This window comes from Paraburkholderia sp. TE9906 (assembly GCF_056279605.1).
In genome coordinates, this window is sequence record NZ_JBWCCT010000001.1 from 722,046 (window position 1) to 747,655 (window position 25,610).

Genomic DNA, 25,610 nt, shown 5'->3' on the forward strand with positions numbered 1-25,610 from the left:
CGCGCTCAGTTCCCGCCAACCTCATGTGGCCGCGTGCGTGCCTGCAATCAAACGCAACATCACGGCGCGAAATGCGTGAAAACGTAGTCGCGGCTTTTCACGCGTGCTTCGTGACACGCAAAACACGTTTGATGCTGTGCGAGATCGGCGGGCTGTCCGTTAATGAAGCGGCCATAACCCCAGCCGCCCGTCGAGGCATATCGGCGTGAGTCTTTCACCATCACCTGCACCGTCGTCGCCTGACCCGGGACAGTCGCCGTTTCGAATTCCGGAGACTGCTTCCGCTTATATGCGAGCTTGACCAGAATAGCGCCGTCCGGAAACGGCATTGTCGAGTTCTCGATCGCCTTCACGGCCGCGGGATTGCCGAGGACAACGCGAAGTTCGTCGAGTGGCGCGGCTTCTTCGGCAGGTGCGATCATTTCCCACTTCCGGTAGCCTTCGGGAATCGTCACGCCGTAAATCGGCGAGCGCGCCGCATGAGCATCCTGCGCCATGACCTGACTGGGTAATGCAGAAAGCAGGAGCGCCATTTGCGCTAACGCGCATGCTGTCCGGATCGTTCGCATCCAGGTTTCCTCGAGATCAGTGGACTATGTGAAGACTTTCTTGCATGAGGACGAGGGTCTAGAGACGCACGACGTCGATGATCGCGTCGGCAAAGGCCTTGGGCGCCTCCTGCGGCAGGTTGTGTCCGATGCCGCCCGTGATGTTCCGGTGCTGGTACTTGCCCGTGAACTTCTTCGCATAGGCAGCCGGATCGGGATGCGCCGCGCCGTTCGCGTCGCCTTCGAGTGTGATGGTCGGCACCGAAATGGCCGGCGCCATTGCCAGGCGCCTTTCCAGTTCGTCGTATTGCGGCTCACCCTTGACCAGCCCCAGGCGCCAGCGATAGTTGTGAATCACCACCGCCACGTGGTCCGGATTCTTGAACGACTCCGCCGAGCGCTCGAACGTCGCATCGTCGAAATTCCACTTCGGTGACGCCGTATGCCAGATCAGCTTGTTGAAGTCGTGACGGTTCGCGTCGTAACCCGCCTGGCCGCGCTCGGTGGCGAAATAGAACTGATACCACCACGCCAGCTCCGCCTTCGGTGGCAGCGGCGCACGGTTGGCCTCCTGACTGCCGATCAGATAGCCGCTCACCGACACCATCGCCTTGCAGCGTTCGGGCCACAACGCCGCCATGATGTTCACCGTACGCGCGCCCCAGTCGAAGCCGCCGAGCACCGCCTTGTCGATTTTCAGCGCGTCCATGAGCGCGATGATGTCGACCGCGACCACCGCCTGCTGACCATTGCGCGGCGTGTCCGCCGACAGCAAGCGCGTCGAGCCATAACCCCGCAGATACGGCACGATCACGCGGTAGCCCGCGGCGACCAGCAGCGGCGTGACGTCGGCGAACGCGTAGATGTCGTACGGCCAGCCGTGCAGCAGGATGACGACCGGGCCGTTCTGCGGGCCTGCCTCTGCATAGCCGATGCTCAGCGTTCCGGCGTTGATCTGCCGGAGGTTCTCGAACGAGGCAAGACGCGTCGCCGTCTTCGCACCACCCGTCGTCTCAGCGGACTGCGCGTGCGCGAGTCCGCTCAGTCCCAATTCCAGCAAACTGAAACCCGCAACCGTGGTCCCTAGCAAACGGCGACGCCGCGTATTAATCTGGTCCGACATGATCATTCTCCTTATTCTGGGTCAGGCGAGATTGACTGAGTTCGTGCGAAAGGGAAGCGGGCTCGCGTCGCGAGGCCCGGCATGGCGCACCGCGGTCGGTGCCGCGATGCAAATCGATAGGGCCGTCTGGCGCCTCGATTGACGTAGTCAACCGGCTCACTGCTCAGGGCTTTGCGTAGATCGGACCGAGGCCGATAACGTCCGCTTGCGCATCACGCGAGCCCGCTGCCGACGTACCGGCAGTGGATGGACCATACGACGACGCCGACACGTTCTTCTGTGCACTCAGGCGCGCCTCGGCTGCTTCGATATTCTTCGGGTATTGCGTTTCGTCGCTAGCGGGGTTGTAGCCGACGCTTTGCAACTCAACCAGTTGCGCGCGCACTTCGGCGCGAGTCAGCGGCTGGTTCGATTGCGCGAACGACAAAGCCGGCACGGCGAGGACAGCGGCAACGACGAGTGATTGAATCAGTTTCATGATGTCCAGCTCAAAGAGAATTTGATTTCCGCAAACACCTGTCTGCGTTCTGGTCTGCTAGCCAGGTCGTCTGGCTTGGAAGTATTAGACCTCGCTGACGTATCTGGCGTGTGTCGGCGAATACCGGCTGTGCAACGTTATGTACCCGTGCATGGCGCAGATACTTTGCGATACAAAAGAGCGCCGCCGCTGTCGCGAGACTTCTCTGTGCATGCGTCGCGGGTACAGTGGAATAAACGGGCTTGCCGGGTGTTATGGGTGGTTAAACCCGGTGCTTAAACCGGGCATCGCCGTCGATCGACTTGCTGGAGCATCAGGACACAATGAACTTCACATTCCGTCCGCCGACGGCACCGAACTCGGCGCGGCGGCGAGCCGCCTCGTCTCGGCATTCGACCTTGCACCGCTCAACGAGTCTATGCTCGCCGAAGCGAACGAAGCCGTGTCGACGCTCGAACGGTATTTTCAGCAGGTGATCGAACAACGGCGCCTCAATCCCGGGGATGACCTCATCTCCGCGCTCGTAAGCGTCGATGACGACGGCGTGACACTGAAAGACGACGAGATCATCTCGAACACGATCCTGCTGTTCATTGCCGGCCACGAGACCACCTCGAACATGATCGGCAATGCGATGGTGGCGCTGTTCCGTCAACCTGCCCGCAACGCCGAGTTGAAGCGCGATCCGGCCTTGATCCCGCAGGCGGTCACGGAATGCATGCGTTATGACGGTTCGGTGCAGATGGTCGTGCGCACGGCGCTCGAAGAAGTGGTGATCGACGGCGAGACGCTTTCGCCCGGCACGATCGTGTTCATGCTGATCGGCGCGGCCAATCGCGATCCGGCCGTTTTCTCCCATCCGGATCAGCTCGATTTTCATCGTGGAAGTAGCACGGCGTCGTTGTCGTTCGGCGGAGGCATTTATTATTGCCTCGGCGCGCGGCTTGCGCTGCTCGAAATGGAAGCGGCAATGACGTGCCTGCTCGCGCGTTTCCCCGATATGCGGCCCGTCAACCTCGATCAGCTGGTCTGGCACAAACGCAATAATCTGCGAGGCGTGCAGTCGTTGCAGATTGCCGTGGCCGCGAACTAGCCCCTGACATCGGTCCGGTCGGCGCCTCGGGAAAGCGAGGCGCGCGACTATCGCATCGAACTCGTTCGAATCAGGGACTACAGGTTGGAATAGGCGAACGGAATCCCGCTTCAATTGAGCGGATTTCAGGCGGACGACAGCGTACTATCCGGCGACAACCAACGGCGACGTAAGCCCGGGTGCCGTCAGTTAACGCCGTGCAGACACCGGCTCACGCGCCACGCAACGGCTTCTGACAAGCGGCCAACACCGCACCGAGCCCGAGCAGGAACGCGGAATAAACCAGCCCGCGCGCCAGCCCCGCTCCATCCGATACCCACCCGATCACCATAGGCCCGACGATCTGCCCAAACGCGAACACGATCGTGAATGCGCTGATCCCCTTGGCCCAGTGACTCACGGGCAAGTTGTGGCGCACGAACGCCGTCGTCGAAGCCACCGCCGACAGAAACGTCGCGCCAAACAGCACGCCGGACACGAACGCTACCCACGGCTGCGTGAACAGCGCGGGCAGCAGCGTCGCCACCGCGAGCAAGGCGTTGAGCACCGCGAGCGCCTGGCCGCCGCGCATCCGGTCGAGCAGCCCGGACCACACGCGAGCCGACACCACCGTCGCCACACCGAGCAGCAGATAGAAACCCGTTACGACCGCCGCGCTCATGCCGGCATTGCGCAGCAGCGCAACGATGAAGGTCATGTAGCCGATATAACCGACGCCGAACAATCCATAGCCCGTCAGTGCCGCACTGAAACGCGGCCAACGTGGCGCGTCGTCGGAGGCGCTCGCGCGTGCGGCCGACACCCCGCTCGCATGCACGCTCTCGATTTTGCGCGCAGCGCCGATCGCCACCGCGGAGAACGCCGCGCACGCCACCGCCAGTGCGAACCACGCGAATTGCCAGCCATGCGCGACGTTGAAGATGGTCAACGGCACCAGCACCGATGACGCCACGATGCCCCATCCCGTGCCGCCGTAGTACAGGCCGAGCACGAGCCCTGCGTCGTGCGGACTCGCCGACGCCAGCCGCGCGGCCAGCACGCCGCCGCTAATGAAGATCGCCGCGCTGCTCGCACCGGTGATCACGCGCAAGACGAGCAGGGAATTCGTGTCGGCGAGCAGTCCGCTGCCGGCCATCAGCAGCGCAGTGGCCGCGCAGCCGCCGCCGAACAGCGCACCGGCCGACCAGCGGCGCGCGAGTCGCGGGAAAGCCAGCGCGCCGAGCAGGTAACCCAGCGCATTGGCGGTGTTCATCGCGCCGGCTTGCGCGAAGCTCCAGCCGAGGTCGAGTTTCATCGACGGCAACAGCAGCGCGTACGCGAAGCGCGCAAGCCCCAACGCGATCGCGCTTCCTAGCGACAGCGCGGCGGCGAGCATCAAGGTGGGCAGGCGTTGCGCCGCGTCGGTGGAACTGGAGTGCGAGGCGGTGTCGAGTGAACTGGGCGGCATTGGCTGGCGTGAGTGGGCTGAAAATCCTGCGAGACGGTTTGGCGATAAGGCTTCATGCGGCACGTCGCCATCATATCCGGGAGTGGCTGGCGCGTCTGACCGTTAGTTGCTTTATTGGACACGGGTACGCGGCCCGTCCTCAGACTGCGGGCATCTCACGCCCCTAGCCGACGATCTTCCGGGCGAAGAGCGACGCCGCGCCGCCGCCGCGTTCCAGGCATGAGGCCAAACTAACCGCACCGATCTAAATGCGAATGATTTGCATTTACTAGCGATTTGGCTCATGATTCACCCCATGCCATTTGCCGAACAAGAAATCATGACGACGCTCGACCTCAGCCGCGCCGAGACCGAAACCGCCTGCTCAACGACGGCCTCGCCCGCCATCGCGACTTCGCCCGATGCGCCCGCAGCGCTCGACGTACTGCTCTCGCGCCAATCCCATTGGCCGCTCACCGAACCCGGCCCGCGCGACGCCGAGCTCGACCTGATCGTCGATGCCGCCTTGCGCGCGCCCGATCACAGCAATCTGCGCCCATGGCGATTCGTGACGATTCGCGGCGACGCACGCGGCCCTCTCGGTGATCTGCTGGTCGACCTCGCGTGCGGCCGCGCGCCTGGCGAGCCGCGCTCCGCGCACGCGCATCGTCGGCAGAAGGCGTTCGCCGCGCCGCTGATAATCGCGCTCGGCGCGGCGCTTAGGCCGCATCCGAAAGTGCCCGAAGTCGAGCAGTTGCTCTCGGCAGGCGCGGCGGCGATGAACATGCTGAACGCCATTCACGCGCTCGGCTATGGCGGTTTCTGGGCCACGGGGCCGGACAGCTACGAAGCGCGTCTGCACGACGCGCTGGGCTTCGCATCGAACGAGCGCCTGCTGGGCTTCCTGTTCGTCGGTACGCCGAAATCGCCGGGACAGACTCCCACGCGAGCCTCACGCCGCAACCATGTGCGCGAATGGCGGCCGCCGCAGCCAGCCTGACCGATGAGCGCACCCGATCGCACGGGCATCACGCCGAGGCAGGCCGTGCGCTCCAGGCATCCGATATGACGCACGCTTGCGTCATCGCCGATCCGTCGCACGCGACATGCGCTGGCCTGCGACGCGGCACCGTTCCATCTGGCCGGCGCGACGCTTTGGACTGTGTCCATTCAGGAGCATCGATGAACTTTCGCTCTCAATTCAGCAGCCGTCCCGAACTGATCGACGATCATCAGCCCGACACCACCGACGCGCCCGAGCGCACAGTGCTGAGCGCCGTGCGCACCTGGCTGCGACCGGCCTGCGAGACCGCGCGCGGCGGCGCCGTGCACTGGCGCGACATTCTGAGCGGCGTCGGCTTGCGTCAGGACGGCATCGAACATTTCGATCTGCTGATGCGTTCGCTGATGCACGTGTCGTACCGTCCGCTCGACATGCGTTGCCGTTGCGCGAGCGATCTCGGCAAGGACGAAGCGGTGATTCTGCAAACCATCGCCTTGCTGCAGAAGACGCATAGCGGCGCGGCTTTGCGCATGCTGGCCGAATGGCTGCCCGCGCCCGCGGTGAGCGGCGTGCTGAAGCTGATTCGCTGGTTCGCCATCGATCTGCTCGACGCGGGTGTGGAACTCGACGTGCAAGCGCGACGCGTCACGTATATGCATTGAGGACGCAAGCCCATGCCATTGGAACTGGATCTGGCTGCACTGGCGGCTTCATCCGCGCCGGTGCGTGACAGCGGCGACGCATGCGCGATTGAAGACGCGATTGAGTTCCCGGCAGCACGCGCGCTCGCCGAACACGTTCAGCAGCCTGCTCGCGTCGAGCACGCCATCGTCGCTGCAGCGGCCCCCACCTTCCTGTCGCATCCGCTGACGCGCCACTATCCGCGCAAAACCGCCGCGCCGCGTGCCGGCGAACTGCATCTATGGCGCTTTCGTTGCGAATGGTTGCCCGTACCGGTACAGGAAGGCGAGAGCTGGCTTTCGAAGACAGAGCGCGAGCGCGCGCGGTTGCATCCGAACGCCGCACTGCGCAAACGCTTTATCGGCGGGCGCGTGGTAGCGCGCTGGATCGTCGGCCATCTGTTCGAGTGCGAGCCGCGCGTCGTTGATCTGCAAGACGACGGCAGCGAGAAACTGCACGCTCGCCATCCTCATGATGGTCACGGCGTCACCATTGATATCGCGTATGGCGGAATCTGGATCGTGATCGGAATGGCGTCGGTGACGCTCGGCCTGAGCGTCGTCGTGCCATCGCCCGGCGCAGCGCCCGACGAGACGCCGGAAAAATCGCGCCGCCGCGCTCGCTATGGCAGCCTCTGCAATGCGCTGCGTTATGCGCCGGTCGATATCGACGGCGATCTGCTGTCGAGCGATATCGCGAGTTGCGCATTCGATCTCGCGGAACACGGCCGTTGGCATGTGCTCGATCTGCCGATGAGCGGCAAGATTCGCGCGGCAGTCGCGCTCGCGCAGCCGCTCACGCTGGTGCGCACGTTCGGGTGGCCGAAGGGTTTGGCATTGGGGCAATTGACGGATTAGCGCATGGAAAACGCCTGTCATTGTTTAGGCATGCAAACATGTCGTCCAGCGGCACATCGAAATCAAAACCGATCCTGACGGCGCGGACGGCCTACGAGGATTTGCGGAAAAACAAGCGCGACTCGGCTGCCACGCGTGCGGCTTTCCTCGCGCTGCCTCAAGCCGCCAGCGAATGCGCCTGCGCGCCCCGCACCGAAACACCCGCCGCGCCTTCACGCGCATGCTGCATCGCTTCGATCAGCGTCGCGTGATCGCCGATATGATTGGCGAGCAGCAGGATCAATTGCGCATTGGCCGACTGACTCTGCGCGTCATCCAGATCGCGATGCATGTCGATCAGCGCCTCGTAGAAATCATCGGGGTGAGCGAGGTTCGGTTGCGTGTTCAGTGCCATGTCTGTCTCCTGCTTTTTTGCTGATTCGCTCAGGCGGTGCCTGCGACACACAGCGCTCGCTTCAGCGCATGTCCTACGGCGTCCACATCGACTTGCCGCCAACGCGCACACACATGCTGATCCGGCCGAATCAGATAGAACGTCCCATGCGTCGCGTCGTAGCGCGCGCTAGCGAAACCTTCGGTGTCGTGGACCACCCCCAAACCCCGCCACGCCCCAGCTTGCGCATCACCGCGAGTCACCACGACGAGCTTCAACGGAATCGGTCCCGCACGCAGCACATCCAACGCGGCCAGCGTCGCCGGATCGACGCCCTGCTCGCCGCAAAACAGCACACCGGTGAATTGCTGCCCGACTTGCTGCAGCAGCCAGCCCGGCTGCCCGCCCACCTGAACCGGCGCATCGACGCACGACGCACCCGGCACCATCGCGCCGTCGAAGCTGTCACGGTCCGCTGTATTCAGCGGGGAATCGCGCAACACAGCCGGCACCGAGAGACGGCCGCTATTGGCCAACTGACGCGCGAACGGATGATGCCGCGACAGCTTTAGCACGGCATCGCGGAACACGCGGCTCACTGGACTCTTCGGCGTAATGAAATCGGTGGAGCGCGTCGAGTTGCGGATGTTTTCATCGGCGGCGAATTCGCGTTCGCTTGCATACGTGTCGAGCAATCCGTCGGATGCTTTGCCGGCGAGCACCATCGCCAGCTTCCATGCGAGGTTTTCCGCGTCCTGCACGCCACTATTCGCGCCACGCGCGCCGAACGGCGACACGCCATGCGCCGAGTCGCCGGCAAACAATACGTTGCCGTGGCGGAAGCGCTCCATCCGCGAACACGAGAAGGTGTAGACGCTGACCCATTCCAGTTCGAACTTCGCGTCCTGCCCGAGCAGTGCGCGCACTCGCGGAATCACACGTTCCGGCGTTTTTTCCAGCACGGGATCGGCGTCCCATCCCAACTGGAAATCGATTCGCCACACGTTGTCCGGCTGACGATGCAGCAACACGGACTGATTCGGATGAAACGGCGGATCGAACCAGAACCAGCGCTCGGTCGGAAAGTCCGCTTCCATCTTCACGTCGGCGATCAGGAAGCGGTCCTTGAACGTCACCCCCTTGCTATCGAGTCCCATCAGCTTGCGCATCGGGCTGCGCGAGCCGTCGGCGGCGACCACGTAACGGCCGTGCAACGGATACTGTCCGCTGGGCGTTTCGACCGTCAACGTCACGCCGGCCTCGCACGTGCCGGCCGTGCCGCTCTGCTCGACGCCGACCACTTTGCTCTTCCAGCGAATCTCGAGGTTCGGCATTTCCTGCGCGCGTTCGAGCAGGAACCCTTCGACGTAGTACTGCTGCAGATTGATGAACGCGGGCCGGTGGTGCCCCGCTTCCGGTTGCAGATTGAACGTGTACACCAGCTCGTCTTTCAGGAACACCTTGCCGACGTTCCAGCTAATGCCTTTGTCGACCATCCGCTGACCGCATCCCAGGCGATCGAAAATATCGAGCGAGCGCTTCGAAAAGCAGATCGCCCGCGATCCCGTGGACAACGAACAATCGTCGTCGACCAGCACGACCGGCACGCCCTGCTGCGCGACATCGATGGCGGTAGCGAGGCCCACCGGTCCCGCGCCGACCACGATCACCGGGTGGAGCGCCTGCTGCGCAGCAGATTGTTCGCGCTGTTCGCGGCACGGCTGGTATTCGAACGACAGCGTCTGGTAGTTGATGCTCATGTCATGTCTCCGTCCATCTCTCCGTGGCCGTCAGGCTTGCAGTGCGTCCCACATCTCCTTGTCGCGTTGCGCGGTCCAGATGCGCGGATGCGTGATGCCGCTCGCTTCGTCGAAAGCACGCGATACATCGAACGGCAGGCAATGCTCGTAGATGAACACGTGGCCGAACTTCGGATCCATCGCCTGACGCGTGAGCGCCATCGCAGCCTTCAGATCCAGTTTCTGCGCGACGGCTTCACGGCCCTGTTGCAGCAGCGTGGTGACGAAGTCCGTCGTGTAATCGAGACCCTTGTCGACGTCTTCCGGCGTCGTCAGCGCAGGGCCGCGCCCCGGCACCAGCTTGTCGGCCTTCAACGCGCGCAATGCTTCGAGCGTCGCCGGCCATTGTTCGAGCTGCGCGTCGCCGCAATAGCAGGCTGCGTCGTACTCGACGAGGTCGCCGGAAAACAGCACCTTCTGCGACGGCAGCCACACCACGGTGTCGCCCTTCGTGTGACCCGCGCCGAGATGCGCGATGCGCACTTCGAGCTCGCCGAGAAACAGCGTGATTTCCTTCTCGAACACGAGCGTCGGCCAGGTCAGGCCCGGCACCGTTTCGACGCCGGCGAACAGACGCGGGAAGCGTTCGATCTCCGACTTCATATCGGCCTCGCCGCGCTCGACGATCATCTCGTACGTGCCGCGGCTCGCGATCACCTGCTGCGCGCCCTCCGCAAAATAGGCCGACGCGCCGAGCACGCGCACCGCGTGGTAGTGCGACAGCACGACGTATTTGATCGGCTTGTCGGTCACGCCGCGAATTTTGGCGATGAGGTCTTGCGCCATGGCCGGCGTCGCGGTGGTGTCGACGATCAACACGCCGTCGTCGCCGATGATCACGCCCGAGTTCGGGTCGCCCTCCGCGGTGTACGCGTAGGCGTTCTCGGACAGCTTGGTCCACGTGACTTGCTTGACTTCCAGGTCGGCCTGGGATGCGAATGCCTTTGCCATGCTTGTCTCCCTCAAAAGTTGGACGTGAGGCGAGACGACGGCCGGCTGCGCACGGAAAGCGCGGGCTGACGGTAATGGAGGATTGTCTCGCCCCGTTTTTGACTCTGTGACTGCGTCGGTGTGTCGGGGTGAATGCATCTTATGGCGCGCCGCGTTTTTTTGTCAATAGCGAAATGTATCGCTATACGCAAATTTCAAGACGCCTAAGATGAAAGCTGGGAGGGACGATCATTCGATTAAGATGGACCCTTTTTACGGACGAGCGCAGGTGTGAGCAAAGCAGCGAAACCGGCCACGGGCAAAGGCGCGCGCGGCGACGAGCCGGCGCACGGCGGTAAAACGCAGCGCGGCATTCAGAGCGTCGAAGTGGGCGGCCGGGTGTTGCTCGCGCTCGCCCAGGCACGCACGCCACTGGCGCTCTCCGATCTCGCCGGCGCCGCGCAAATCGCACCGGGACAGGCTCACGCCTATCTGGTGAGCCTGAGCCGTCTGGGTCTCATCAAGCGCGATGAACTGTCGGGCCGTTATGAACCCGGACCGCTGTCGCTGCGGCTCGGCTTGCTGCACCTCGAAAATCAGCCGGCGTTTCGCGCCGCCGTGCCGCGCGTCGCGGCGCTGGCGGAAACGATCGGATTCAGCGTCGCCATCTGTATTGCCGGGCCGCAGGGGCCGACCATCGTCCGTTATGAGCACGCGGGGTTTCCGCTGCACGTCAATCTGCATGTGGGCACGGTGATGTCGCTGCCGGCCACGTCGACGGGACGCGTGTTTTGCGCGTTTTCGCCGCGCGACGCGCTGGCCGGGATGTGGGCGAATCAGTCGGGCACGGCCGACGGCGCGATGACGCCACCCAGCGAAAGCGCCGCTTTCGCGGCGGCGTTGAACGGGATTCGCCAGCGCGGGTTGGAATCGAGCGTGGATGCGCCGAGCCCTGGCATCAGCAGCCTGAGCGCGCCGGTGCTGGACGGCGACGGCCGCTTGCTGCTCGCGCTGACGGTGATCGGCTCGACCGGCGCAATCGATGTCGCCGTCGAAGGCCCGACCGCTCGCGCACTGCTTGCCGCGGCCCACGATATCGGCGCCGAACTGGCGACCGCACCTTCTCTGACAGCTTCTTCCGCATCGTGACCGACTCTGCCGACCGCTCGCCCCATTCAGCCGCCGATGCGAAACCGCAGCGCGGCATCCAGTCGCTCGATAGCACGGGCGAGTTGCTGACTGCGCTGGTCACCGCGGCGCGGCCGTTGAGCTTGCGCGATCTGGCGGCGGCGGCCGACATGCCGCCGGCGAAGGCATTTCCGCACCTGGTGAGCCTGCTGAAAATCGGCCTGCTCAATCGCGACGCGGCCGGCTGTTTCGAAGCCGGACCGCTCGCGCTGGAGTTGGGTTTGATCGGCTTGCAAAGGCTGTCGCCGACGCGCGAAGCGGAGCCCGAAGTGGTCGAGCTGGCGGCGTCGACGGCAATGAGCGTGGCGATGGCGGTGCTCGGGCCGCTCGGGCCGACCGTCGTGCGGCTGGAGGAATCCGCGCGCCCGTTGCATGTGAGCTTGCGGGTCGGCACGGTGCTGTCGCTGGTGAACACGGCGATCGGCCGCGTGTTCGCAGCGTATGTCGCGGATGATGTTCGCACGGGTCTGCTCGCGCAGGATCATTTGCGACTGGCGGGAGTGGGGACTGGCGCCCCCGTTGCGGACAAACCGGAATTCGCGCCGGCGAGCCCAACCTACGCGCAACGACTCGCGCAGATCCGCGCGGACGGCATCGATACGGCATTGAGCCGCCCCGTGCCCGGCATCAGCACCCTGGCTGCGCCGGTGTTCGACCACACCGGCAGCATCTGTCTCGTGCTGGCGTTAATGGGACCGAGCGGGAGTTTCGATAGCGAGCTGGCGGGCGGCCCTGCGCAGACGTTGCGTGCAGCGGCGTCGAGGTTGTCGCGCAGGTTTGGCTGGATGCCCGCAACTGACGGGGGCTGAAGAAGCACTCAATTGCCCGCATCCTCCGGCCCATGCGATGCGAGCCTCGCCTTCGCATGCCGCATCTTCTCGAGCGTCTTCGGTCCCGCCTTCAGCGCGACGCCAATCGCGAGCGCGTCCATGATGCACAGATGCACGAGCCGCGACACGCCCGGCGTATTCGGATCGACCGGACTCGGCACACGCAGCAGCAGCGGAATATCGACGAGCCACGCAAGCCGGGAACCGACGTTGGTCAATGCAATCGTGGTCGCGCCGCGCTCCTTGGCAATCTGAATGCTCTCGTTCACTTCGACGCTGCGGCCCGAATGCGAAATCGCAAAGGCCACGTCGCCCGGTTCCATCAGGCCCGCGTACAGCCGCTGCAAATGACCGTCGGTAAACGCCGTGGACGCGATATCGATTCGCAAGAACCGCAACGCCGCATCTTGCGCGACGAGCCCCGAGCCGGAACCCACGCCGAAGAAAAACACCCGCCCCGCACTCGACAACGCCGCAATCGCACTCTCGACCACCGCCGGGTCCAGCGCGCCGCAAGCATGCGTAATGCCGTCGATCGCCGCCTCGCCGACCTTGTCCATCAAGGTCTGCACGTCGTCGTCACGCGCCACCGCCGTCGATGCGTACGGCAGACCGCCCGCCACGCTCTGCGCCAGTTGCATCTTGAAGTCGCGCAGCCCATGCGCGCCGATCGCGCGGCAAAAGCGCGTGACGGAAGGCTCGGACACCTCCGCGCGCTGCGCGAGTTCGGTGATGCTCGCGCGCATCGCGAAGTCGACGTCGCTCAACACCATGTCGGCGACCTTGCGTTCGGCGGGCCGCAAACTGGCAAGTGCGCTGCGGATGTGGGGAATCAAGTTCGGTGCGGACACCCGGTGTTCCTTGAGGGTTAAATGAATCCGCGTCGCTCGCAGCTTCGATCAGCTTCAATCGGCTTGAATGGCATTCAAGCGGCAACACGCGGTTCAGACCAGCCTGCGTCCACTCTCCGTATCGAACAGATGAATATGCCCGGCCGGCAAGCGCAGCGTCACGCGCTGGCCAGGCTCGACTTGCGAGCGCTGGCGCGTCGTCACGCACCACGTGTTGCCGCCTATTTTCCCGTACAAGTGCGTCTCCGCGCCAGTCGGCTCGACCACTTCGACTTCGAGCACGGCGTCCGGCGTCTGCGTGACGGTTTCGATATGTTCGGGCCGCACACCGAGCGTGACCTTCGCGCCGGGCGTGGCCGTCGCGGGCACGCTCTCCAGAACGATCTCGGCGCCGTCAGCGAGTTTCAATGCGAGACCCTGCCCTTGCGCGCGATTCACGATCACGCCTTCGGCAAAATTCATCGACGGCGAGCCGAGGAAGCTCGCGACAAACAGATTCGCCGGATGGTCGTACAGTTCCAGCGGACGCCCGATCTGCTCGATACGCCCCGCGTTCATCACGACGATGCGGTCGGCCATCGTCATCGCTTCGATCTGATCGTGCGTGACGTAGATCACCGTATTCTTCAGCCGCTGATGCAGCGCCTTGATTTCCGTGCGCATCTGCACACGCAGTTTGGCGTCGAGATTCGACAGCGGTTCGTCGAACAGAAACAGCGACGGCTCGCGCACCACCGCGCGGCCCATCGCCACGCGTTGCCGTTGACCACCGGACAGCGCACGCGGCAAGCGGTCCAGATAGTCGCCGAGGTTCAGCATTTTCGCGGCGGCTTCGATGCGCGGCTTGAAACTCGCCGAGGATTCCTTACGAATACGCGGACCGAACGCAATGTTCTCGTAGACGGACAGATGCGGATAGAGCGCGTAGCTCTGAAACACCATCGAGATATTGCGCTGCTGCGGCGCGAGCGCATTCGCCCGCGTGCCGCCGATCATCAGATCGCCGCCGCTGATCTCTTCGAGTCCGGCCACCATCCGCATCAGCGTGCTCTTGCCGCAGCCCGACGGCCCGACCAGTACGACGAACTCGCCGTCGTCGATGTCGAGATCGATGCCGTGCACCACTTGCGTGTCGCCGTAGCGCTTGAAGATGCCGCTCAGTTGCACTGCTGCCATGCTGTCCTCATTGTCTTGCTGCGTTGATCCGGGTGTGAGTAGCGGTTCAAAGCGATTCAAGCGTCAGTTCTTCCGCCATCAGACGATTGCCCGCCATCAGACCGCCGTCGACCGGCAACGCGACGCCGGTAATGACGCGCGCCATCGGCGACGCGAGAAACAGCACCGCATCGGCGATGTCGTCGGGTGTCGCGAAGTCGCGCAATGGGTACCACTTCTTCAGATCCTCGAAGACCTGCGGATTCTTGTCGACACGCGCCTGCCAGGCCTGCGTCTTCACGGTGCCCGGACACACGATGTTGGCGCGAACGCCATAACGGCCCAGCTCGATCGCGAGTGACTTCGTGTAGCTGATCAATCCGGCCTTCGCCGCGCTGTACGCCGGATGACCGAGCGCCGCCATGCCGTTCACCGAACCGATCAGCACCAGCGCGCCGCGCTGCCGTTCGATCATCGACGCCCGTACCGCCTCCACCGTGTGATACGTGCCGTTCAGATTCAGATGGATGTCGCGCTGCCAGCTTGCGGCATCCGTGGCGCCGAGCGTCGTGCCCAACGCCGCGCCGGCGTTCGCGACCAGCACGTCCACCGGGCCGCGCGTCCTGACCGCGGCGGCCACTGCTTGCTGCACCGCGGCGGCATCGCCGAGATCGACGGCGATCGGCGTGACGTGCGCCGCGCCGAGTTGCGCGGTCAACGCGCTCAGCGCGGCCGCGTCGATGTCGAGCGCGAGCACCGTATCGCCCGCCTCCACGAAGCGCTTGCACAACACGCTGCCGATGCCGCCGCAAGCGCCCGTTACCAACACCACACGATCCATGTCCGCCTCGCTCCTCGATCTCGCCGCCCGGCAGCTTCGCAGCGTGTAAATTTCCTACAAACCTGACGGCAACGCAGTTGTCTAGTCATCCCGAAGATTGGGTATCCGTGACATCGCGTGATAAGAATACCCCTGTTTTACAGCATCATATGCACAAAACCAGCCGGGAAAAAATATCGCAGACCCTACGTGACAAGCAATTTTGCGTCATGTAGGATTTTTTCAAACAATTCAACCCAAGCGGCCGGCGACGGCAGCAGACCACCCCACCATCGTAGGATGGGACCGGAGCAAACGCGAAAGCGCCAACTCCGTTCGACACAGGAGAGAGAAATGTCGTTGCATGCCCGTGCTTCCCTCGCGCTCGGCAAAGTTGCCGTGGCGCTCGCGTTTGCAGGTATCGCCGTCGCGGCTCACGCCGACACGGTCCGCGTCACTGTCGCCCACTACAGCGATGCGACCGCGCCGTACTTCGAAAAAATGGCCCGCAACTTCGAAAAGGCCAACCCCGGCACGACCATCAAGATCGAAGACGTGAACTGGGACACGCTGCAACAGAAGCTGCAAACGGACATCTCCGGCAACGCCAACGCCGACCTCGCGATCGTCGGCACGCGCTGGCTGCTCGACTTCGTGAAGGACGACGTGGCCGAGCCGCTCGACGGCTATATGGACGCGAACTTCAAGGGCCGCTTCATCGGCCCGTTCCTGGCGCCGGGTCAGATCAACGGCAAGACCTACGGCCTGCCGATCGCCGCGTCCGCGCGCGCGCTGTACTACAACAAGGATCTGCTCGCGAAGGTCGGCTACCCCGACGGTCCGAAGACCTGGGACGACGTGATCGACGCGTCGAAGAAACTGAAAGCGCAGGGCATCGCCGGCTTCGGTCTGCAAGGCAAGGAAATCGAAACCGACGTCTACTATTACTACGCGCTGTGGACCAACGGCGGCGACGTGGTCGGCAAGGACGGCAAGGCGGCGTTCAATTCGCCGGCCGGCATCAAGGCGGCCACGCTGTACAAGACCATGATCGACCAGGGTCTCACGCAGCCGGGCGTGACCGGCTACAGCCGCGAAGACGTGCAGAACCTGTTCAAGCAGGGCCGCGTCGCGATGATGATTTCGGCACCGTTTCTCGCGAAGCAGATCAAGAAGGAAGCGCCGAATCTGAAGTACGGTATCGATCCGATTCCGATGGGCACCACGCACGCCACCTATGCCGTCACCGACTCGATCGTGATGTTCAAGAACTCGAAGGTGAAGAAGTCGGCATGGAAGTTCCTCGACTATCTGTTCACGAAGGAACCGCGCGTCGAGTTCACGACGACCGAAGGCTTCCTGCCGACCACGAAGGCCGAAGCGACCGATCCGGCGTTCAACGATCCGGATACCAAAGCATTCGTCGCACTGCTGCCGACGGCCCACTTCGCGCCGACTGTGACCGGCTGGGAAGACACCGCGAAGGCCGTGACCGACTCGATGCAGTCGATCTACCTCGGCAAGGCGCAGCCGGCTGCCGCGCTGAATGCGGCGGCCGCGCAAGCGAACAAGTCGCTCGGTCATTGATAGCGTCGTAGCTTCGTGGTGATTTGCTGAACCCGGAACGCGCGCCGCCGTTGCCAAAGGCGGCGCGCGTTCCGGTCGTGGTGCACCTGATTGCACCTGATTACACCTGATGTATCCGGCCCATCCCGTCGCGCCCGCTGCATAACGCGGACGCGTCTTACGATCGAGCACGCATGAGCCGTTCCGCTTCTTCGCGCTTGCAAGCGCCCTGGTTGCTGATTGCGCCGAGTCTGATACTGGCGCTTTTCATCATCAGCTATCCGATTTTCAACATCGTGTGGCAATCGCTGCACGAAGTTTCACGGTTCGGTGCGATTCGCGATTTCACCGGCCTGCAGAATTTCTATACGGTTTTCAACGACCCCGTGTTCATCGCGTCGACCCGGCGCACGATCGTCTGGACAGTCTGCGTGGTCGGCGGCACGGTGCTGATTTCGGTGCCGGTCGCTCTGGTGCTGAATCAGGATTTTCATGGACGCGGCGTGGCGCGCACCATCGTGATGCTGCCGTGGTCCGTCTCGCTGACGATGACCGCCGTGGTCTGGCGCTGGGCCTTCAACGACGACTACGGCATGGTCAACGTCACGTTGCAACGGCTCGGCTTGATCGGCGGGCCAATCCATTGGCTCGCGACGCCGGAGCTCGCGTTCCCAGTGGAAATCGCCGTCGGCATTCTGGTGTCGATTCCCTTCACCGTGACGATCTTGCTGGGCGGCTTGTCGTCGGTGCCCGGCGACATCTACGAAGCCGCGCGAATCGACGGCGCGAGCGCATGGCAACAGTTCCGCAAGCTGACGATGCCGCTGCTGCGCCCGTTCATCAACATGACGATCCTGCTGAACGTGATCTACGTGTTCAACTCGTTCCCGATCATCTGGGTGATGACACAAGGCGGCCCCGACAACAGCACGCACATCCTCGTCACGTACCTGTATGAACTGGGCTTCCGGCTCGGACGTCCCGGCGAAGCCGCCGCCGTCTCGCTGATCATGCTCGTCATGCTGTTCCTTTTCTCGATCGCCTATCTGCGCCTGCAGCCCGCGAAAGAAGGAGATCCGTCATGAGTTTCGACGCGAAGATGAAGCGCTCGCTGTGGTGCTGGCTGGCGCTGTCGCCGCTGGTGGTGGTCGTGCTGTTTCCGTTCGCCGTCATGTTCTTCACGGCGTTGAAGCCGGCTTCGGAGATCTTTGTCTATCCGGCGCGCTGGCTGCCTGTGCAGTGGCAGTGGCGCAATTTCATCGACATGTGGGAAGCAGCCAACTTCGGCGTGGCCCTGCGCAACAGCACGATCATCAGCTTGCTGTCGACGATGCTCGCGCTGGCGGTGAGCCTGCCTGCCGCTTATGCGCTGGCCCGCTTTCCGTTTCGCGGACGTGGCCTGTATCGGCAGTTCCTGCTCGTCACGCAGATGCTGTCGCCCATTCTGCTCGTGGTCGGTCTGTTCCGGCTCGCCGCGATGATCCCGTTCGGCGACGGCAACCTGGTCGACTCGAAGATCGGTGTGATTGTTTCGTATGCGGCCTTCAACATCGCGTTTGCGGTGTGGATGCTGTCTTCGTATTTTCAGACGGTGCCGCGCGATCTGGAAGAGTCAGCCTGGCTCGAGGGATGTGGGCGCACCAAGGCCGTGTTCAAGGTGTTCCTGCCACTGGCGGTGCCGGCGATCGTCGTGACGGCGATCTTCACGTTCATCAATGCGTGGAACGAGTTCGCAGTGGTCTATACGTTGATCCGCTCGCCGGAGAACAAGACGCTCACCGTGCAGGTGACGGACATGGTCGCCGGGAAATACGTCGTGCAGTGGCACCTGGTGATGGCTGCAACGCTCTGCGCGACACTGCCGGTTTCGATCGTGTTCGCGTGGTTGCAGAGGTATCTGGTGAAGGGGCTGGCGTTGGGGGCGGTGAAGTAAGTTGGCGTGGGTCGAATGGACGGTGACGGCCTGCTCACGCGGCGAGCCGTCAACCCCAATTCTGTATTGACGGCCCAACGCCTTACTACTGCATTTCAGTGCGATAGGGCATTGACTTGCCCACCGCATCCACTGCGTTACTCCGTGCCGCGAACAATGCGCAGATCGCGCTCGACGCCGTCGCCCAGCGCTTCGAGCGCTTTCTTGTAGGCTTCGCTTTCGTAAGCGGCGACCGCCTGCTCGTAAGTCGCAAACTCGATGACGACGGTGCGCTCCTTCAAGCCCTGCTCGCGCGCCTCTTCGGCCACACCGCGCACGATGAACTTGCCGCCGGCAGCCGCCACGGCGGGCGCGGCGAGTTGCGCGTACGCGGCCAGCTTCGACGCGTCGTTGGTCTTGCGGTAACTCGATACCCAATATCCTTTGCTCATTTGCCTCTCCTTGTTCTACGGTTCAAAAGCGCTCGCGGGCTTACATAGTAGCAAAGAGAGATCGTAACGTTGGTCGGCGAAAGCGTCCATCGGTGCGCGCGGCTCGTTGCCCTCAAATGAGCCGTGCTGCTCAAGCGTGGCGTTTCGCACTTGCCGCTACCGAAGCAGCCGGTCGCGACCGACTACTGCAAAACTGAGCGCGACCGAGCCTGCGCGCGCAACCCTTGGCGCGTCGGCGATTATCGACGCCTGACCAGATGTGTGGGCCAATGGCCCATAAAGGCTCGGGCGGCGGCGCATGAGCCACTGCCGGCCAATGCTTTGGTCGATCAGCGCTGAATCCAGATCCGCTGAAACGATTTTGCGTGAGTCGCAAGTGCCTTGGGCCAGAATGCGCCCGCGGGGGTCCAGAATCATTGCTGCCTCCGCAGGAAGCTGTGCGCTTTCGTTGTTGAAATCGATTCCCTCGCTGAACGCGACGAACATACCGTTGTCTCCGGCGCGAGCCGGTAGCCATCGACGCAAGCAGCTTGTTGGGTCATTTTGTTCACCGACCTCTGCGTTCGCGCTTGCGTTTGCGACACGCCGCCCTGATTTGCCACCGGGCCCCCGTTTCCTCGATACCGCGTGAATCCGCTCTTCGCTCTCGCGGCCCACTCCATCTCTTCGATGTGGGGCGACAAGCAGCGTCGCGCCCATCAACGCAGTCATGCGCACGTTCTCGATCAGATAGTTATCAGCGCCGATCAGGATGCCGATGCGCATGCCCCATACCGTATCGAAAACGGTGAACCGTTCTCCACATTCGATCCGCCGATGCTCGAACGCATACAGCTTGCGATGACAATAACGCTGCCCATCCGGCATGCAGATCACGTAGCTGTTGAATAGCCGCCCATCCTGCGCACGCTCGATCAAGCCGACGCCCGCGGCCACACCTGTGCGCTCGACAGCATCGGTGATCGCGCTGAGCGCAGGTCCATCGAGCGGCTCCGCCAGCGCTTCAAGTTCACGCCGATGGAGCGACGCGAGAGTCACCCCTCCGACGAGACAGGTTTCCGGAAACACCGCGAGGTCGATTTGCTCGCGAGCGGCAAGCGCGAGCCACGCCTCCACTCGTTCGACGTTCTGCGACACCTCACCCCGAAGCGATATCAGCGGGATGGTTGCAACGCACAGCATTGAAGCGGACACAATGAATACCTCATGACAGGAATCGATGAAACACCTCCATTGGACCGCTTGTCATTCAATACGTAAAATGAATGTTTCGACGCATTCAATAGGCTGGTGGAATGGAACTTAAACTGCTCCGTGCTTTCCTGACCGTCGCCGAATTGCGTCATTTCGGTCGCGCGGCCGACAATCTCTGTGTCAGCCAGCCCGCGCTCAGCAAGCAGATCGTGGCGTTGGAGTCGAGCCTCGGCGCCCGCCTGTTCGAGCGCGGCAGACATGGCGCCGAACTCACGACATTCGGCGGGGGGTTTCTCGCCGATGCAACGATGCTAGTACGGGATGCGGATGAGATCCTCGCGCGCGCCCGCGAAGCAAGCGGCGGAAAACGCGGCTATTTGCGCATTGGTCTCGGGCTCTCCACTCTCAACTTCGCGCCGCCGTTGATCGCTGAATTCCGCAGGCGCTATCCGAACGTCAGCGTCACACTCAACGACCTGTCTTCGGCTGAACAGACTCGCCGGCTGCTCGGCGGCAAGCTCGACGTCGGCTTTCTGCGTCTGCCGGCCGACGCCGCGCTGTCCACGTTTGCCGTACTCGATGAGCAACTCGCGCTGGCGGTGCCACAACAGTCGCGCTGGAAACGCATTCCCGCCGATCTGAATGAACTGAACGAGCCGGGATTCATTGCGCTGGCACGCGGACGCGGCCCGGGGTTGGCCGCACAAATCGGTCACTGGTGTGGCGCGCATGGCTTCACGCCGCGCGTGATACAGCAAACCGACGATATCCAGTCGGTCCTCGCGGCCGTCGCCGCTGGCGTCGGCGCGGCGTTTCTGCCATCGCGCGTGCAGTATCTGCTGCGCGACGCGAAGGTCATGCCGCTGCGGGATGCGGCGGCGCAGTGGCGTGTCGGTCTGGCGTGGCAGTCCACGCGCGACGATCCGGTGACGGCGCGTTTCGTTGAATTCGTGCGAAGTGCGGCGCGGTCGGCGGGTCGAGGGTCAAAGGGAAAGTGACCGGGTGGCGGGATAACACCTCTCATGCGCTCACGAATGCAGTCACGCAGCAAAGTGACTGACTCCGCGCGGCCCTGACACGGCTACAGCCCTGTCCGTTTCTGGCCCGCTTCTTTCATATTCATTACTCGCGTGCGCGCTGCAACCGTCCGCGAGGGATGCCTTGCGCGCCTCCTCATCGTCAATTGCCCGTATGTCCCCCATTTCAGCGGAATGTAAGATTCGCCGTCACACCTTCGCCTGAAAAAATTTTGGAATAAGCGGCGGCTCGACGTGTTTGCCTCTACAAGAACGGCTGCTGATGCCTGCGACGTGAATACCGAACCAAGTACGTCTGCGCGCTTCAATCGCATACGGTTCGCACACGCAGGCAGGTAGACATAGACGTATCTTTTGTCACCCACGCAGGCTTCTTCATTTATCCAGTACTTAGGCATCCGTATTAAAAAGATCTTTCGTTGATCATCTTTGCATCGGCCAGCGGCGGCACTCAAGTCTCCGACGGCAAGTTAAGAATCGCAACCATGACCTGTCGGGTCATCACATTCATCAAAAGGAATTTTCATCATGAACAAGACTCTTGCTGGCATCGCTCTCGTTATCGGCACATTGGCCGCCCCCGCACTGAGCTTCGCACAATCTAATGCTCCGTTGACTCGCGCCGAGGTGCGCGCCGATCTGGTTCGCGTCGAGCAGGCCGGCTACAGCACCTCGGCTAGCAGCGACACCACCTACCCGGCCAACATTCAGGCTGCCGAAGCGAAGGTCGCCGCACAAACCGCTTCGCAAACGACCCAATCAGCGTACGGCGGTGTGCCGCAGAACGGCAGTACTTCATCAGGCGCACACGCACACAAGTCGATGGCCTCCGACTGCGTCGGTCCGGTCAGCTTTTGCAACCTCTTTTTCGGCAGTTGAACAGTGCGCGTACGGATGCCAATCCAATCGTCCATGAAGAGCGGCATCCCGACTGTTACTGGTTGATCACCTGGATCTGTTCAAACGTAATCTCTAATCGCATATCGGAGTTTGTCATGAAGTTTCTGCCCCTCGCCGCCACGGCCCTGTCATTGTCGGCGTCGCTCTTTGCATCGACTGCCGCGATGGCGCAAGACACCCAGTCCCACAACACGCCTGTGCACAACATCGTTCTCGTTCATGGCGCATGGGTGGACGGGTCGGGTTGGCAGCCGGTTTACAACCGGCTGACCAAAGACGGCTACCACGTCACCATCGTGCAGGAACCGCTGAGCTCGCTCGACGACGACGTCGCTGCGACCAAACGCGTTCTCGACCAGCAAAGCGGTCCCACGATTCTCGTGGCGCACAGTTACGGCGGCTCCGTGATTACCGAGGCCGGCGTGCATCCGAACGTCGTCGGCCTCGTGTACGTGGCCGCCCACGCGCCCGCCGTCGGCGAAGATGAAAGCGACCTCGGCAAAGGCATGCCGAGTTATACGTCGAAGCAACCAGGCGCGATCATGAAGACCGCCGATGGCTACACCTCGCTGAATCCCGCGGACTTCCCGAAAGATTTCGCGGCCGACCTGCCGCTCAAGCAGGCTCAATTCGAATCGCACGCGCAGATTCTGACGGCGGCAAAGGTCTTCTCGACGCCGCTCACGGCTGCCGCATGGACCAGCAAGCCGAGCTGGGGCATCGTCGCAGCGGACGACAAGATCATCAGTCCCGACCTCGAACGCTGGTACTACACGCGGGCACACAGTCACACGACCGTGCTTGCAGGTGCAAGCCATTCGGTCTATGAATCGCGCCCGAAAGAAGTGGTGGCTGTGATCGAAGATGCGGCGAAGCATGCCGAACAATGAACCACCGGTATCGCCCGCGAGTGCGAGCGATGCCGGCACACAACCCGGAACACGTAACACCGCGCCCCACTCTCCTGGCACGAAACGACGACTTAGCTATTAAGCGTTTTGTGCACTACGATTGCGTTTGCACGTTTCGAGCTTGACGACGTGACTACCAGGCCGATCACATAGGAGACACCGAATGAGCGAGCAATATGGGGCGTTTTGTCCGTGCTGTGGCAGCGCGGAGCATCGGGCAATGAGTCGTCGAATGTTCATGAGTCTTATCGCCGGCACGGCGGCCGGACTCGCGATGCCGGCGGCATTCGCGGACACACAAGACGTGCCGTCCGTTGCTTACGATTCGGTTGCCAATCCCGTTCATTTACCTAAAGACACCTATTTCGGCGAATGCTCCGGCGTCGCGCTCAACTCGCACGGACACATCTTCGTGCTGTCGCGCGGCAACACCAATGGCCCCGCCTATGGCGCGGCCGCCGCGCAATTGCTGGAGTTCGCCCCTGACGGGCGCTTCGTCCGCGAGATCGGCCACAACTTGTATGCGTGGTCGTTCGCGCACACGGTCAAGGTGGACCGGCAGGACAACATCTGGGTGACGGACAAAGGCTCCGACATGGTGATCAAGTTCACACCGGATGGACGGGTTGCCATGGTATTCGGCCGCAAGCAGGAAGCCGCCGACGAGGAAACCGGCCCGCTCAAGCATCCCAATCCGCCGCTGCCCTCCGAACCCGGGCGCTTTCGCCAGGTGACGGACGTCGCGTGGGACGCGGCGGGCAACACGTACATCAGCGACGGCTATATCAACTCGCGCGTGGCAAAAGTCGATCGGGACGGCAACTGGATCAAGTCGTGGGGTGACCGTGGCACGGGTCCGGGCCAGTTTCATACGCCGCACAGCATCGCCGTGGATGCGCACGACAACGTCTACGTCGCCGACCGCAGCAACCGCCGCATTCAGGTATTCGACACCGAAGGCACTTTCCTGCGGCAATTCACCATCGACGTGCCGGTGCCACCGGATGCGCGTCCGGCGATCGGCAACATGCCCGACGAAGCGACGATCGCAGCCGGCACGTTCGCGCCCGGCTCGCCGTGGGCCATCTGCATTTCGCCGGGGCCGAACCAGGTGCTTTATAGCGCCGATGCCTTTCCGGGGCGCATCTACAAGATGACGCTCGATGGGAAAGTACTCGGCGTGCTCGGCAAGGCGGGCAAACAGCCGAAGCAGTTCGGCTGGATTCATCAGATGGCGTGTCCATCGGAGAATGTGCTGTTCGTCGCGGAACTGCTGAACTGGCGCGTGCAGAAACTGATTCTGCACGCGTGAGCGACGACGGTCGCATCGCATCCAGGCGAGTGTCTGACTGACACGCGGCCAGCGTGACAGCAGACACCGCGTGCCAATCCGCTGCCATTCGCTACTCACCCTTCCCGGCGGCGTCAGGCCACATCACCGATATCATTGACGACATCGGCCACAGCCCGTTCGTCGCCGCCCACTCCACCGCGCCCATCCCTTCGATCAAGATAAAGTCTGGAGTTAGGTTTGAAATTCGACACGACAACCGTTCGGCTGGTCCTCGCCATCATCGAGGAAGGCAGCATCTCCCGCGCCGCCGACAAGCTCAATCTGGCCGTGGCCGCCGCGTCGCGGCGCGTGTCGGACTTCGAAGAGCAACTCGGCGCGAAGCTGTTCAACCGCGTGCCGCACGGCGTCGAAATCACCGAATCGGGCGCCAAGCTGCTGCAATACGTCCGGCAGATCGACAACCTGATCGACCGGCTCGAAGGCGACGCGCTGGCGCTCAATCATGGGCTCGACGGCCGCATCATCATCGGCGCGCCAAAGGCCGTCGTGATCCAGTTCCTCGCCCGCGAGATTGCCGGCATCCAGCGCAAGTACCCGGGCATCACGCTGAAGATCGTCGAAGAGAACAGCAAGATCGTGCAACAACTGCTGCGCGACAAAGTAATCGACGTGGGCATCTACGAGAAGAAGAGCGGCTTTCTCGATCTCGCCAAATCACCGTACCGCGACGACCGGCTCGTGCTCGTCTATAGCCGTGCGCACTTCCGGTTTCGTGACGAACCGGTCGGGATCGACGACATTCTCGATCTGCCTATCGTGAGCCTGGGCAAAGGCTCCGCGGTCCTCTCAGCGGTACAGCGCGCGTATCGCAGCCGCGGACGGCTGTTCGCCAACAACTTCACCGCCAGCGGCTTCGACACCATGCTCGCGATGGTGCGCCATGGGCTCGGCGTCGGCCTGATGCCGCCGGAGGTGCTGCGCAGTTTTCATCCCGAGAAAGCGCTCGCGTCGGCCGAGTTGCAGGGGGACTGGCATCAGCGCAGCTACGTGCTTTCGTGTGCCGAAGGACACGCGCAGGAACAGACGCTGCGCAACGTGGTGACCGAATTGCTCGGCCAGCCGGTGTAATCGTTCGATTCCCTCCGGTTTCGCCGCTCGCGAAACCAGACATGACGCGGTCATTCTTGCG

At 62.9% G+C, this 25,610-nt stretch carries 26 protein-coding genes; 14 read left to right on the forward strand and 12 right to left on the reverse strand.

Annotation, left to right across the window (positions count from 1 at the left end):
* Positions 1 to 59: 59 nt before the first annotated feature.
* The 3 genes from ACZ9H4_RS03210 to ACZ9H4_RS03220 all read right to left on the reverse strand — a co-directional run bounded on the left by ACZ9H4_RS03210 (position 60) and on the right by ACZ9H4_RS03220 (position 2,149).
* The gene (locus tag ACZ9H4_RS03210; protein WP_408329219.1) at positions 60 to 533 is read right to left on the reverse strand and encodes a cytochrome P460 family protein; all 474 of its coding nucleotides are present in this window, start codon (positions 531 to 533) and stop codon (positions 60 to 62) included.
* Positions 534 to 627: 94 nt separating this feature from the next.
* Complete coding sequence (locus ACZ9H4_RS03215; RefSeq protein WP_476118211.1) at positions 628 to 1,671, reverse strand: alpha/beta fold hydrolase; 1,044 nt, start codon at positions 1,669 to 1,671, stop codon at positions 628 to 630.
* 163 nt (positions 1,672 to 1,834) lie between these two features.
* Positions 1,835 to 2,149, reverse strand: coding sequence for a DUF4148 domain-containing protein (locus ACZ9H4_RS03220; protein ID WP_476118212.1), 315 nt, complete (start codon positions 2,147 to 2,149; stop codon positions 1,835 to 1,837).
* Positions 2,150 to 2,420: 271 nt separating this feature from the next.
* On the opposite strand from ACZ9H4_RS03220, the gene ACZ9H4_RS03225 reads away from it, so the two are divergent.
* Positions 2,421 to 3,242 carry a cytochrome P450 gene (locus tag ACZ9H4_RS03225; protein WP_476118213.1) on the forward strand — a complete coding sequence of 274 codons (822 nt, stop codon included), beginning with the start codon at positions 2,421 to 2,423 and terminating at the stop codon, positions 3,240 to 3,242.
* Between the two features lie 211 nt (positions 3,243 to 3,453).
* Here the strand turns inward: ACZ9H4_RS03225 and ACZ9H4_RS03230 are convergent, their stop codons facing one another.
* Positions 3,454 to 4,689 carry a YbfB/YjiJ family MFS transporter gene (locus ACZ9H4_RS03230; RefSeq protein ID WP_408329132.1) on the reverse strand — a complete coding sequence of 412 codons (1,236 nt, stop codon included), beginning with the start codon at positions 4,687 to 4,689 and terminating at the stop codon, positions 3,454 to 3,456.
* 319 nt (positions 4,690 to 5,008) lie between these two features.
* Between ACZ9H4_RS03230 and ACZ9H4_RS03235 the strand changes: the two genes are divergently transcribed.
* The 3 genes from ACZ9H4_RS03235 (at position 5,009) to ACZ9H4_RS03245 (ending at position 7,209) form a co-directional block, all read left to right on the forward strand.
* Entirely contained in the window at positions 5,009 to 5,668 is a 660-nt protein-coding gene (locus ACZ9H4_RS03235) for a nitroreductase family protein (protein ID WP_476118278.1), read from the forward strand.
* A 182-nt stretch (positions 5,669 to 5,850) separates the two neighbouring features.
* Positions 5,851 to 6,333 carry a hypothetical protein gene (locus ACZ9H4_RS03240; RefSeq protein ID WP_476118214.1) on the forward strand — a complete coding sequence of 161 codons (483 nt, stop codon included), beginning with the start codon at positions 5,851 to 5,853 and terminating at the stop codon, positions 6,331 to 6,333.
* A 12-nt stretch (positions 6,334 to 6,345) separates the two neighbouring features.
* The gene (locus ACZ9H4_RS03245) at positions 6,346 to 7,209 is read left to right on the forward strand and encodes a 4'-phosphopantetheinyl transferase family protein (RefSeq protein WP_408147403.1); all 864 of its coding nucleotides are present in this window, start codon (positions 6,346 to 6,348) and stop codon (positions 7,207 to 7,209) included.
* A gap of 157 nt (positions 7,210 to 7,366) precedes the next feature.
* Here the strand turns inward: ACZ9H4_RS03245 and ACZ9H4_RS03250 are convergent, their stop codons facing one another.
* From ACZ9H4_RS03250 to ACZ9H4_RS03260, 3 genes are read right to left on the reverse strand one after another with little or no spacing between them, the layout of a single operon-like run.
* Positions 7,367 to 7,603: a DUF2783 domain-containing protein gene (locus tag ACZ9H4_RS03250; protein ID WP_476118215.1), complete on the reverse strand. Its 237-nt coding sequence runs from the start codon at positions 7,601 to 7,603 to the stop codon at positions 7,367 to 7,369.
* A gap of 29 nt (positions 7,604 to 7,632) precedes the next feature.
* Positions 7,633 to 9,342 (reverse strand): FAD-dependent oxidoreductase, encoded by a 1,710-nt coding sequence (locus ACZ9H4_RS03255; protein WP_476118216.1) that lies wholly within the window; start codon positions 9,340 to 9,342, stop codon positions 7,633 to 7,635.
* Between the two features lie 30 nt (positions 9,343 to 9,372).
* A complete protein-coding gene (locus ACZ9H4_RS03260; protein ID WP_408329123.1) occupies positions 9,373 to 10,332 on the reverse strand; it encodes an MBL fold metallo-hydrolase in 960 nt (319 codons plus the stop codon).
* Between the two features lie 270 nt (positions 10,333 to 10,602).
* On the opposite strand from ACZ9H4_RS03260, the gene ACZ9H4_RS03265 reads away from it, so the two are divergent.
* A complete protein-coding gene (locus tag ACZ9H4_RS03265; RefSeq protein WP_408157977.1) occupies positions 10,603 to 11,460 on the forward strand; it encodes an IclR family transcriptional regulator in 858 nt (285 codons plus the stop codon).
* Positions 11,457 to 12,308, forward strand: a complete 852-nt coding sequence (locus ACZ9H4_RS03270; RefSeq protein WP_408147386.1) for an IclR family transcriptional regulator — start codon at positions 11,457 to 11,459, stop codon at positions 12,306 to 12,308. The genes ACZ9H4_RS03265 and ACZ9H4_RS03270 overlap by 4 nt, the downstream gene beginning before the upstream one ends.
* Before the next feature lie 8 nt (positions 12,309 to 12,316).
* On the opposite strand, the gene ACZ9H4_RS03275 is transcribed toward ACZ9H4_RS03270, so the two are convergent.
* The 3 genes from ACZ9H4_RS03275 to ACZ9H4_RS03285 form a co-directional block, all read right to left on the reverse strand.
* A complete protein-coding gene (locus ACZ9H4_RS03275; protein WP_408147384.1) occupies positions 12,317 to 13,180 on the reverse strand; it encodes a MurR/RpiR family transcriptional regulator in 864 nt (287 codons plus the stop codon).
* A 93-nt stretch (positions 13,181 to 13,273) separates the two neighbouring features.
* Positions 13,274 to 14,356, reverse strand: coding sequence for an ABC transporter ATP-binding protein (locus ACZ9H4_RS03280; protein ID WP_408147382.1), 1,083 nt, complete (start codon positions 14,354 to 14,356; stop codon positions 13,274 to 13,276).
* Positions 14,357 to 14,402: 46 nt separating this feature from the next.
* A complete protein-coding gene (locus ACZ9H4_RS03285) occupies positions 14,403 to 15,176 on the reverse strand; it encodes an SDR family oxidoreductase (protein WP_476118217.1) in 774 nt (257 codons plus the stop codon).
* 333 nt (positions 15,177 to 15,509) lie between these two features.
* Between ACZ9H4_RS03285 and ACZ9H4_RS03290 the strand changes: the two genes are divergently transcribed.
* The 3 genes from ACZ9H4_RS03290 to ACZ9H4_RS03300 all read left to right on the forward strand — a co-directional run bounded on the left by ACZ9H4_RS03290 (position 15,510) and on the right by ACZ9H4_RS03300 (position 18,654).
* The gene (locus ACZ9H4_RS03290) at positions 15,510 to 16,742 is read left to right on the forward strand and encodes an ABC transporter substrate-binding protein (protein WP_408147378.1); all 1,233 of its coding nucleotides are present in this window, start codon (positions 15,510 to 15,512) and stop codon (positions 16,740 to 16,742) included.
* Between the two features lie 173 nt (positions 16,743 to 16,915).
* Positions 16,916 to 17,806: a carbohydrate ABC transporter permease gene (locus ACZ9H4_RS03295; RefSeq protein ID WP_408149568.1), complete on the forward strand. Its 891-nt coding sequence runs from the start codon at positions 16,916 to 16,918 to the stop codon at positions 17,804 to 17,806.
* On the forward strand, positions 17,803 to 18,654 hold the full coding sequence (locus tag ACZ9H4_RS03300; RefSeq protein WP_121323698.1) for a carbohydrate ABC transporter permease: 852 nt from the start codon (positions 17,803 to 17,805) through the stop codon (positions 18,652 to 18,654). Before ACZ9H4_RS03295 ends, ACZ9H4_RS03300 begins: the two co-directional genes overlap by 4 nt.
* 137 nt (positions 18,655 to 18,791) lie before the next feature.
* On the opposite strand, the gene ACZ9H4_RS03305 is transcribed toward ACZ9H4_RS03300, so the two are convergent.
* Both ACZ9H4_RS03305 and ACZ9H4_RS03310 read right to left on the reverse strand, forming a co-directional pair.
* Positions 18,792 to 19,085, reverse strand: a complete 294-nt coding sequence (locus tag ACZ9H4_RS03305; RefSeq protein WP_408154291.1) for a DUF1330 domain-containing protein — start codon at positions 19,083 to 19,085, stop codon at positions 18,792 to 18,794.
* 156 nt (positions 19,086 to 19,241) lie between these two features.
* Positions 19,242 to 20,279: a nitrilase-related carbon-nitrogen hydrolase gene (locus ACZ9H4_RS03310; protein WP_476118218.1), complete on the reverse strand. Its 1,038-nt coding sequence runs from the start codon at positions 20,277 to 20,279 to the stop codon at positions 19,242 to 19,244.
* Between the two features lie 101 nt (positions 20,280 to 20,380).
* Between ACZ9H4_RS03310 and ACZ9H4_RS03315 the strand changes: the two genes are divergently transcribed.
* The 5 genes from ACZ9H4_RS03315 (at position 20,381) to ACZ9H4_RS03335 (ending at position 25,549) form a co-directional block, all read left to right on the forward strand.
* Positions 20,381 to 21,277 carry a LysR family transcriptional regulator gene (locus ACZ9H4_RS03315; protein ID WP_408154289.1) on the forward strand — a complete coding sequence of 299 codons (897 nt, stop codon included), beginning with the start codon at positions 20,381 to 20,383 and terminating at the stop codon, positions 21,275 to 21,277.
* 567 nt (positions 21,278 to 21,844) lie between these two features.
* The gene (locus tag ACZ9H4_RS03320) at positions 21,845 to 22,195 is read left to right on the forward strand and encodes a DUF4148 domain-containing protein (protein ID WP_408154287.1); all 351 of its coding nucleotides are present in this window, start codon (positions 21,845 to 21,847) and stop codon (positions 22,193 to 22,195) included.
* 116 nt (positions 22,196 to 22,311) lie between these two features.
* Entirely contained in the window at positions 22,312 to 23,106 is a 795-nt protein-coding gene (locus ACZ9H4_RS03325) for an alpha/beta hydrolase (protein ID WP_408149579.1), read from the forward strand.
* Between the two features lie 184 nt (positions 23,107 to 23,290).
* Complete coding sequence (locus ACZ9H4_RS03330) at positions 23,291 to 24,439, forward strand: peptidyl-alpha-hydroxyglycine alpha-amidating lyase family protein (protein WP_408328108.1); 1,149 nt, start codon at positions 23,291 to 23,293, stop codon at positions 24,437 to 24,439.
* 219 nt (positions 24,440 to 24,658) lie between these two features.
* Positions 24,659 to 25,549 carry a LysR family transcriptional regulator gene (locus ACZ9H4_RS03335; protein WP_408149582.1) on the forward strand — a complete coding sequence of 297 codons (891 nt, stop codon included), beginning with the start codon at positions 24,659 to 24,661 and terminating at the stop codon, positions 25,547 to 25,549.
* Positions 25,550 to 25,610: the final 61 nt, after the last annotated feature.

Coding starts and splice junctions, on each gene's coding strand:
- ACZ9H4_RS03215 (WP_476118211.1), bottom strand. CDS start 1,671: ATGTCGGACCAGATTAATACGCGGCGTCGCCGTTTGCTAGGGACCACG.
- ACZ9H4_RS03235 (WP_476118278.1), top strand. CDS start 5,009: ATGACGACGCTCGACCTCAGCCGCGCCGAGACCGAAACCGCCTGCTCA.
- ACZ9H4_RS03290 (WP_408147378.1), top strand. CDS start 15,510: ATGTCGTTGCATGCCCGTGCTTCCCTCGCGCTCGGCAAAGTTGCCGTG.
- ACZ9H4_RS03230 (WP_408329132.1), bottom strand. CDS start 4,689: ATGCCGCCCAGTTCACTCGACACCGCCTCGCACTCCAGTTCCACCGAC.
- ACZ9H4_RS03300 (WP_121323698.1), top strand. CDS start 17,803: ATGAGTTTCGACGCGAAGATGAAGCGCTCGCTGTGGTGCTGGCTGGCG.
- ACZ9H4_RS03320 (WP_408154287.1), top strand. CDS start 21,845: ATGAACAAGACTCTTGCTGGCATCGCTCTCGTTATCGGCACATTGGCC.
- ACZ9H4_RS03315 (WP_408154289.1), top strand. CDS start 20,381: ATGGAACTTAAACTGCTCCGTGCTTTCCTGACCGTCGCCGAATTGCGT.
- ACZ9H4_RS03325 (WP_408149579.1), top strand. CDS start 22,312: ATGAAGTTTCTGCCCCTCGCCGCCACGGCCCTGTCATTGTCGGCGTCG.
- ACZ9H4_RS03295 (WP_408149568.1), top strand. CDS start 16,916: ATGAGCCGTTCCGCTTCTTCGCGCTTGCAAGCGCCCTGGTTGCTGATT.
- ACZ9H4_RS03210 (WP_408329219.1), bottom strand. CDS start 533: ATGGCGCTCCTGCTTTCTGCATTACCCAGTCAGGTCATGGCGCAGGAT.
- ACZ9H4_RS03285 (WP_476118217.1), bottom strand. CDS start 15,176: ATGGATCGTGTGGTGTTGGTAACGGGCGCTTGCGGCGGCATCGGCAGC.
- ACZ9H4_RS03280 (WP_408147382.1), bottom strand. CDS start 14,356: ATGGCAGCAGTGCAACTGAGCGGCATCTTCAAGCGCTACGGCGACACG.
- ACZ9H4_RS03330 (WP_408328108.1), top strand. CDS start 23,291: ATGAGCGAGCAATATGGGGCGTTTTGTCCGTGCTGTGGCAGCGCGGAG.
- ACZ9H4_RS03220 (WP_476118212.1), bottom strand. CDS start 2,149: ATGAAACTGATTCAATCACTCGTCGTTGCCGCTGTCCTCGCCGTGCCG.
- ACZ9H4_RS03245 (WP_408147403.1), top strand. CDS start 6,346: ATGCCATTGGAACTGGATCTGGCTGCACTGGCGGCTTCATCCGCGCCG.
- ACZ9H4_RS03305 (WP_408154291.1), bottom strand. CDS start 19,085: ATGAGCAAAGGATATTGGGTATCGAGTTACCGCAAGACCAACGACGCG.
- ACZ9H4_RS03260 (WP_408329123.1), bottom strand. CDS start 10,332: ATGGCAAAGGCATTCGCATCCCAGGCCGACCTGGAAGTCAAGCAAGTC.
- ACZ9H4_RS03255 (WP_476118216.1), bottom strand. CDS start 9,342: ATGAGCATCAACTACCAGACGCTGTCGTTCGAATACCAGCCGTGCCGC.
- ACZ9H4_RS03250 (WP_476118215.1), bottom strand. CDS start 7,603: ATGGCACTGAACACGCAACCGAACCTCGCTCACCCCGATGATTTCTAC.
- ACZ9H4_RS03240 (WP_476118214.1), top strand. CDS start 5,851: ATGAACTTTCGCTCTCAATTCAGCAGCCGTCCCGAACTGATCGACGAT.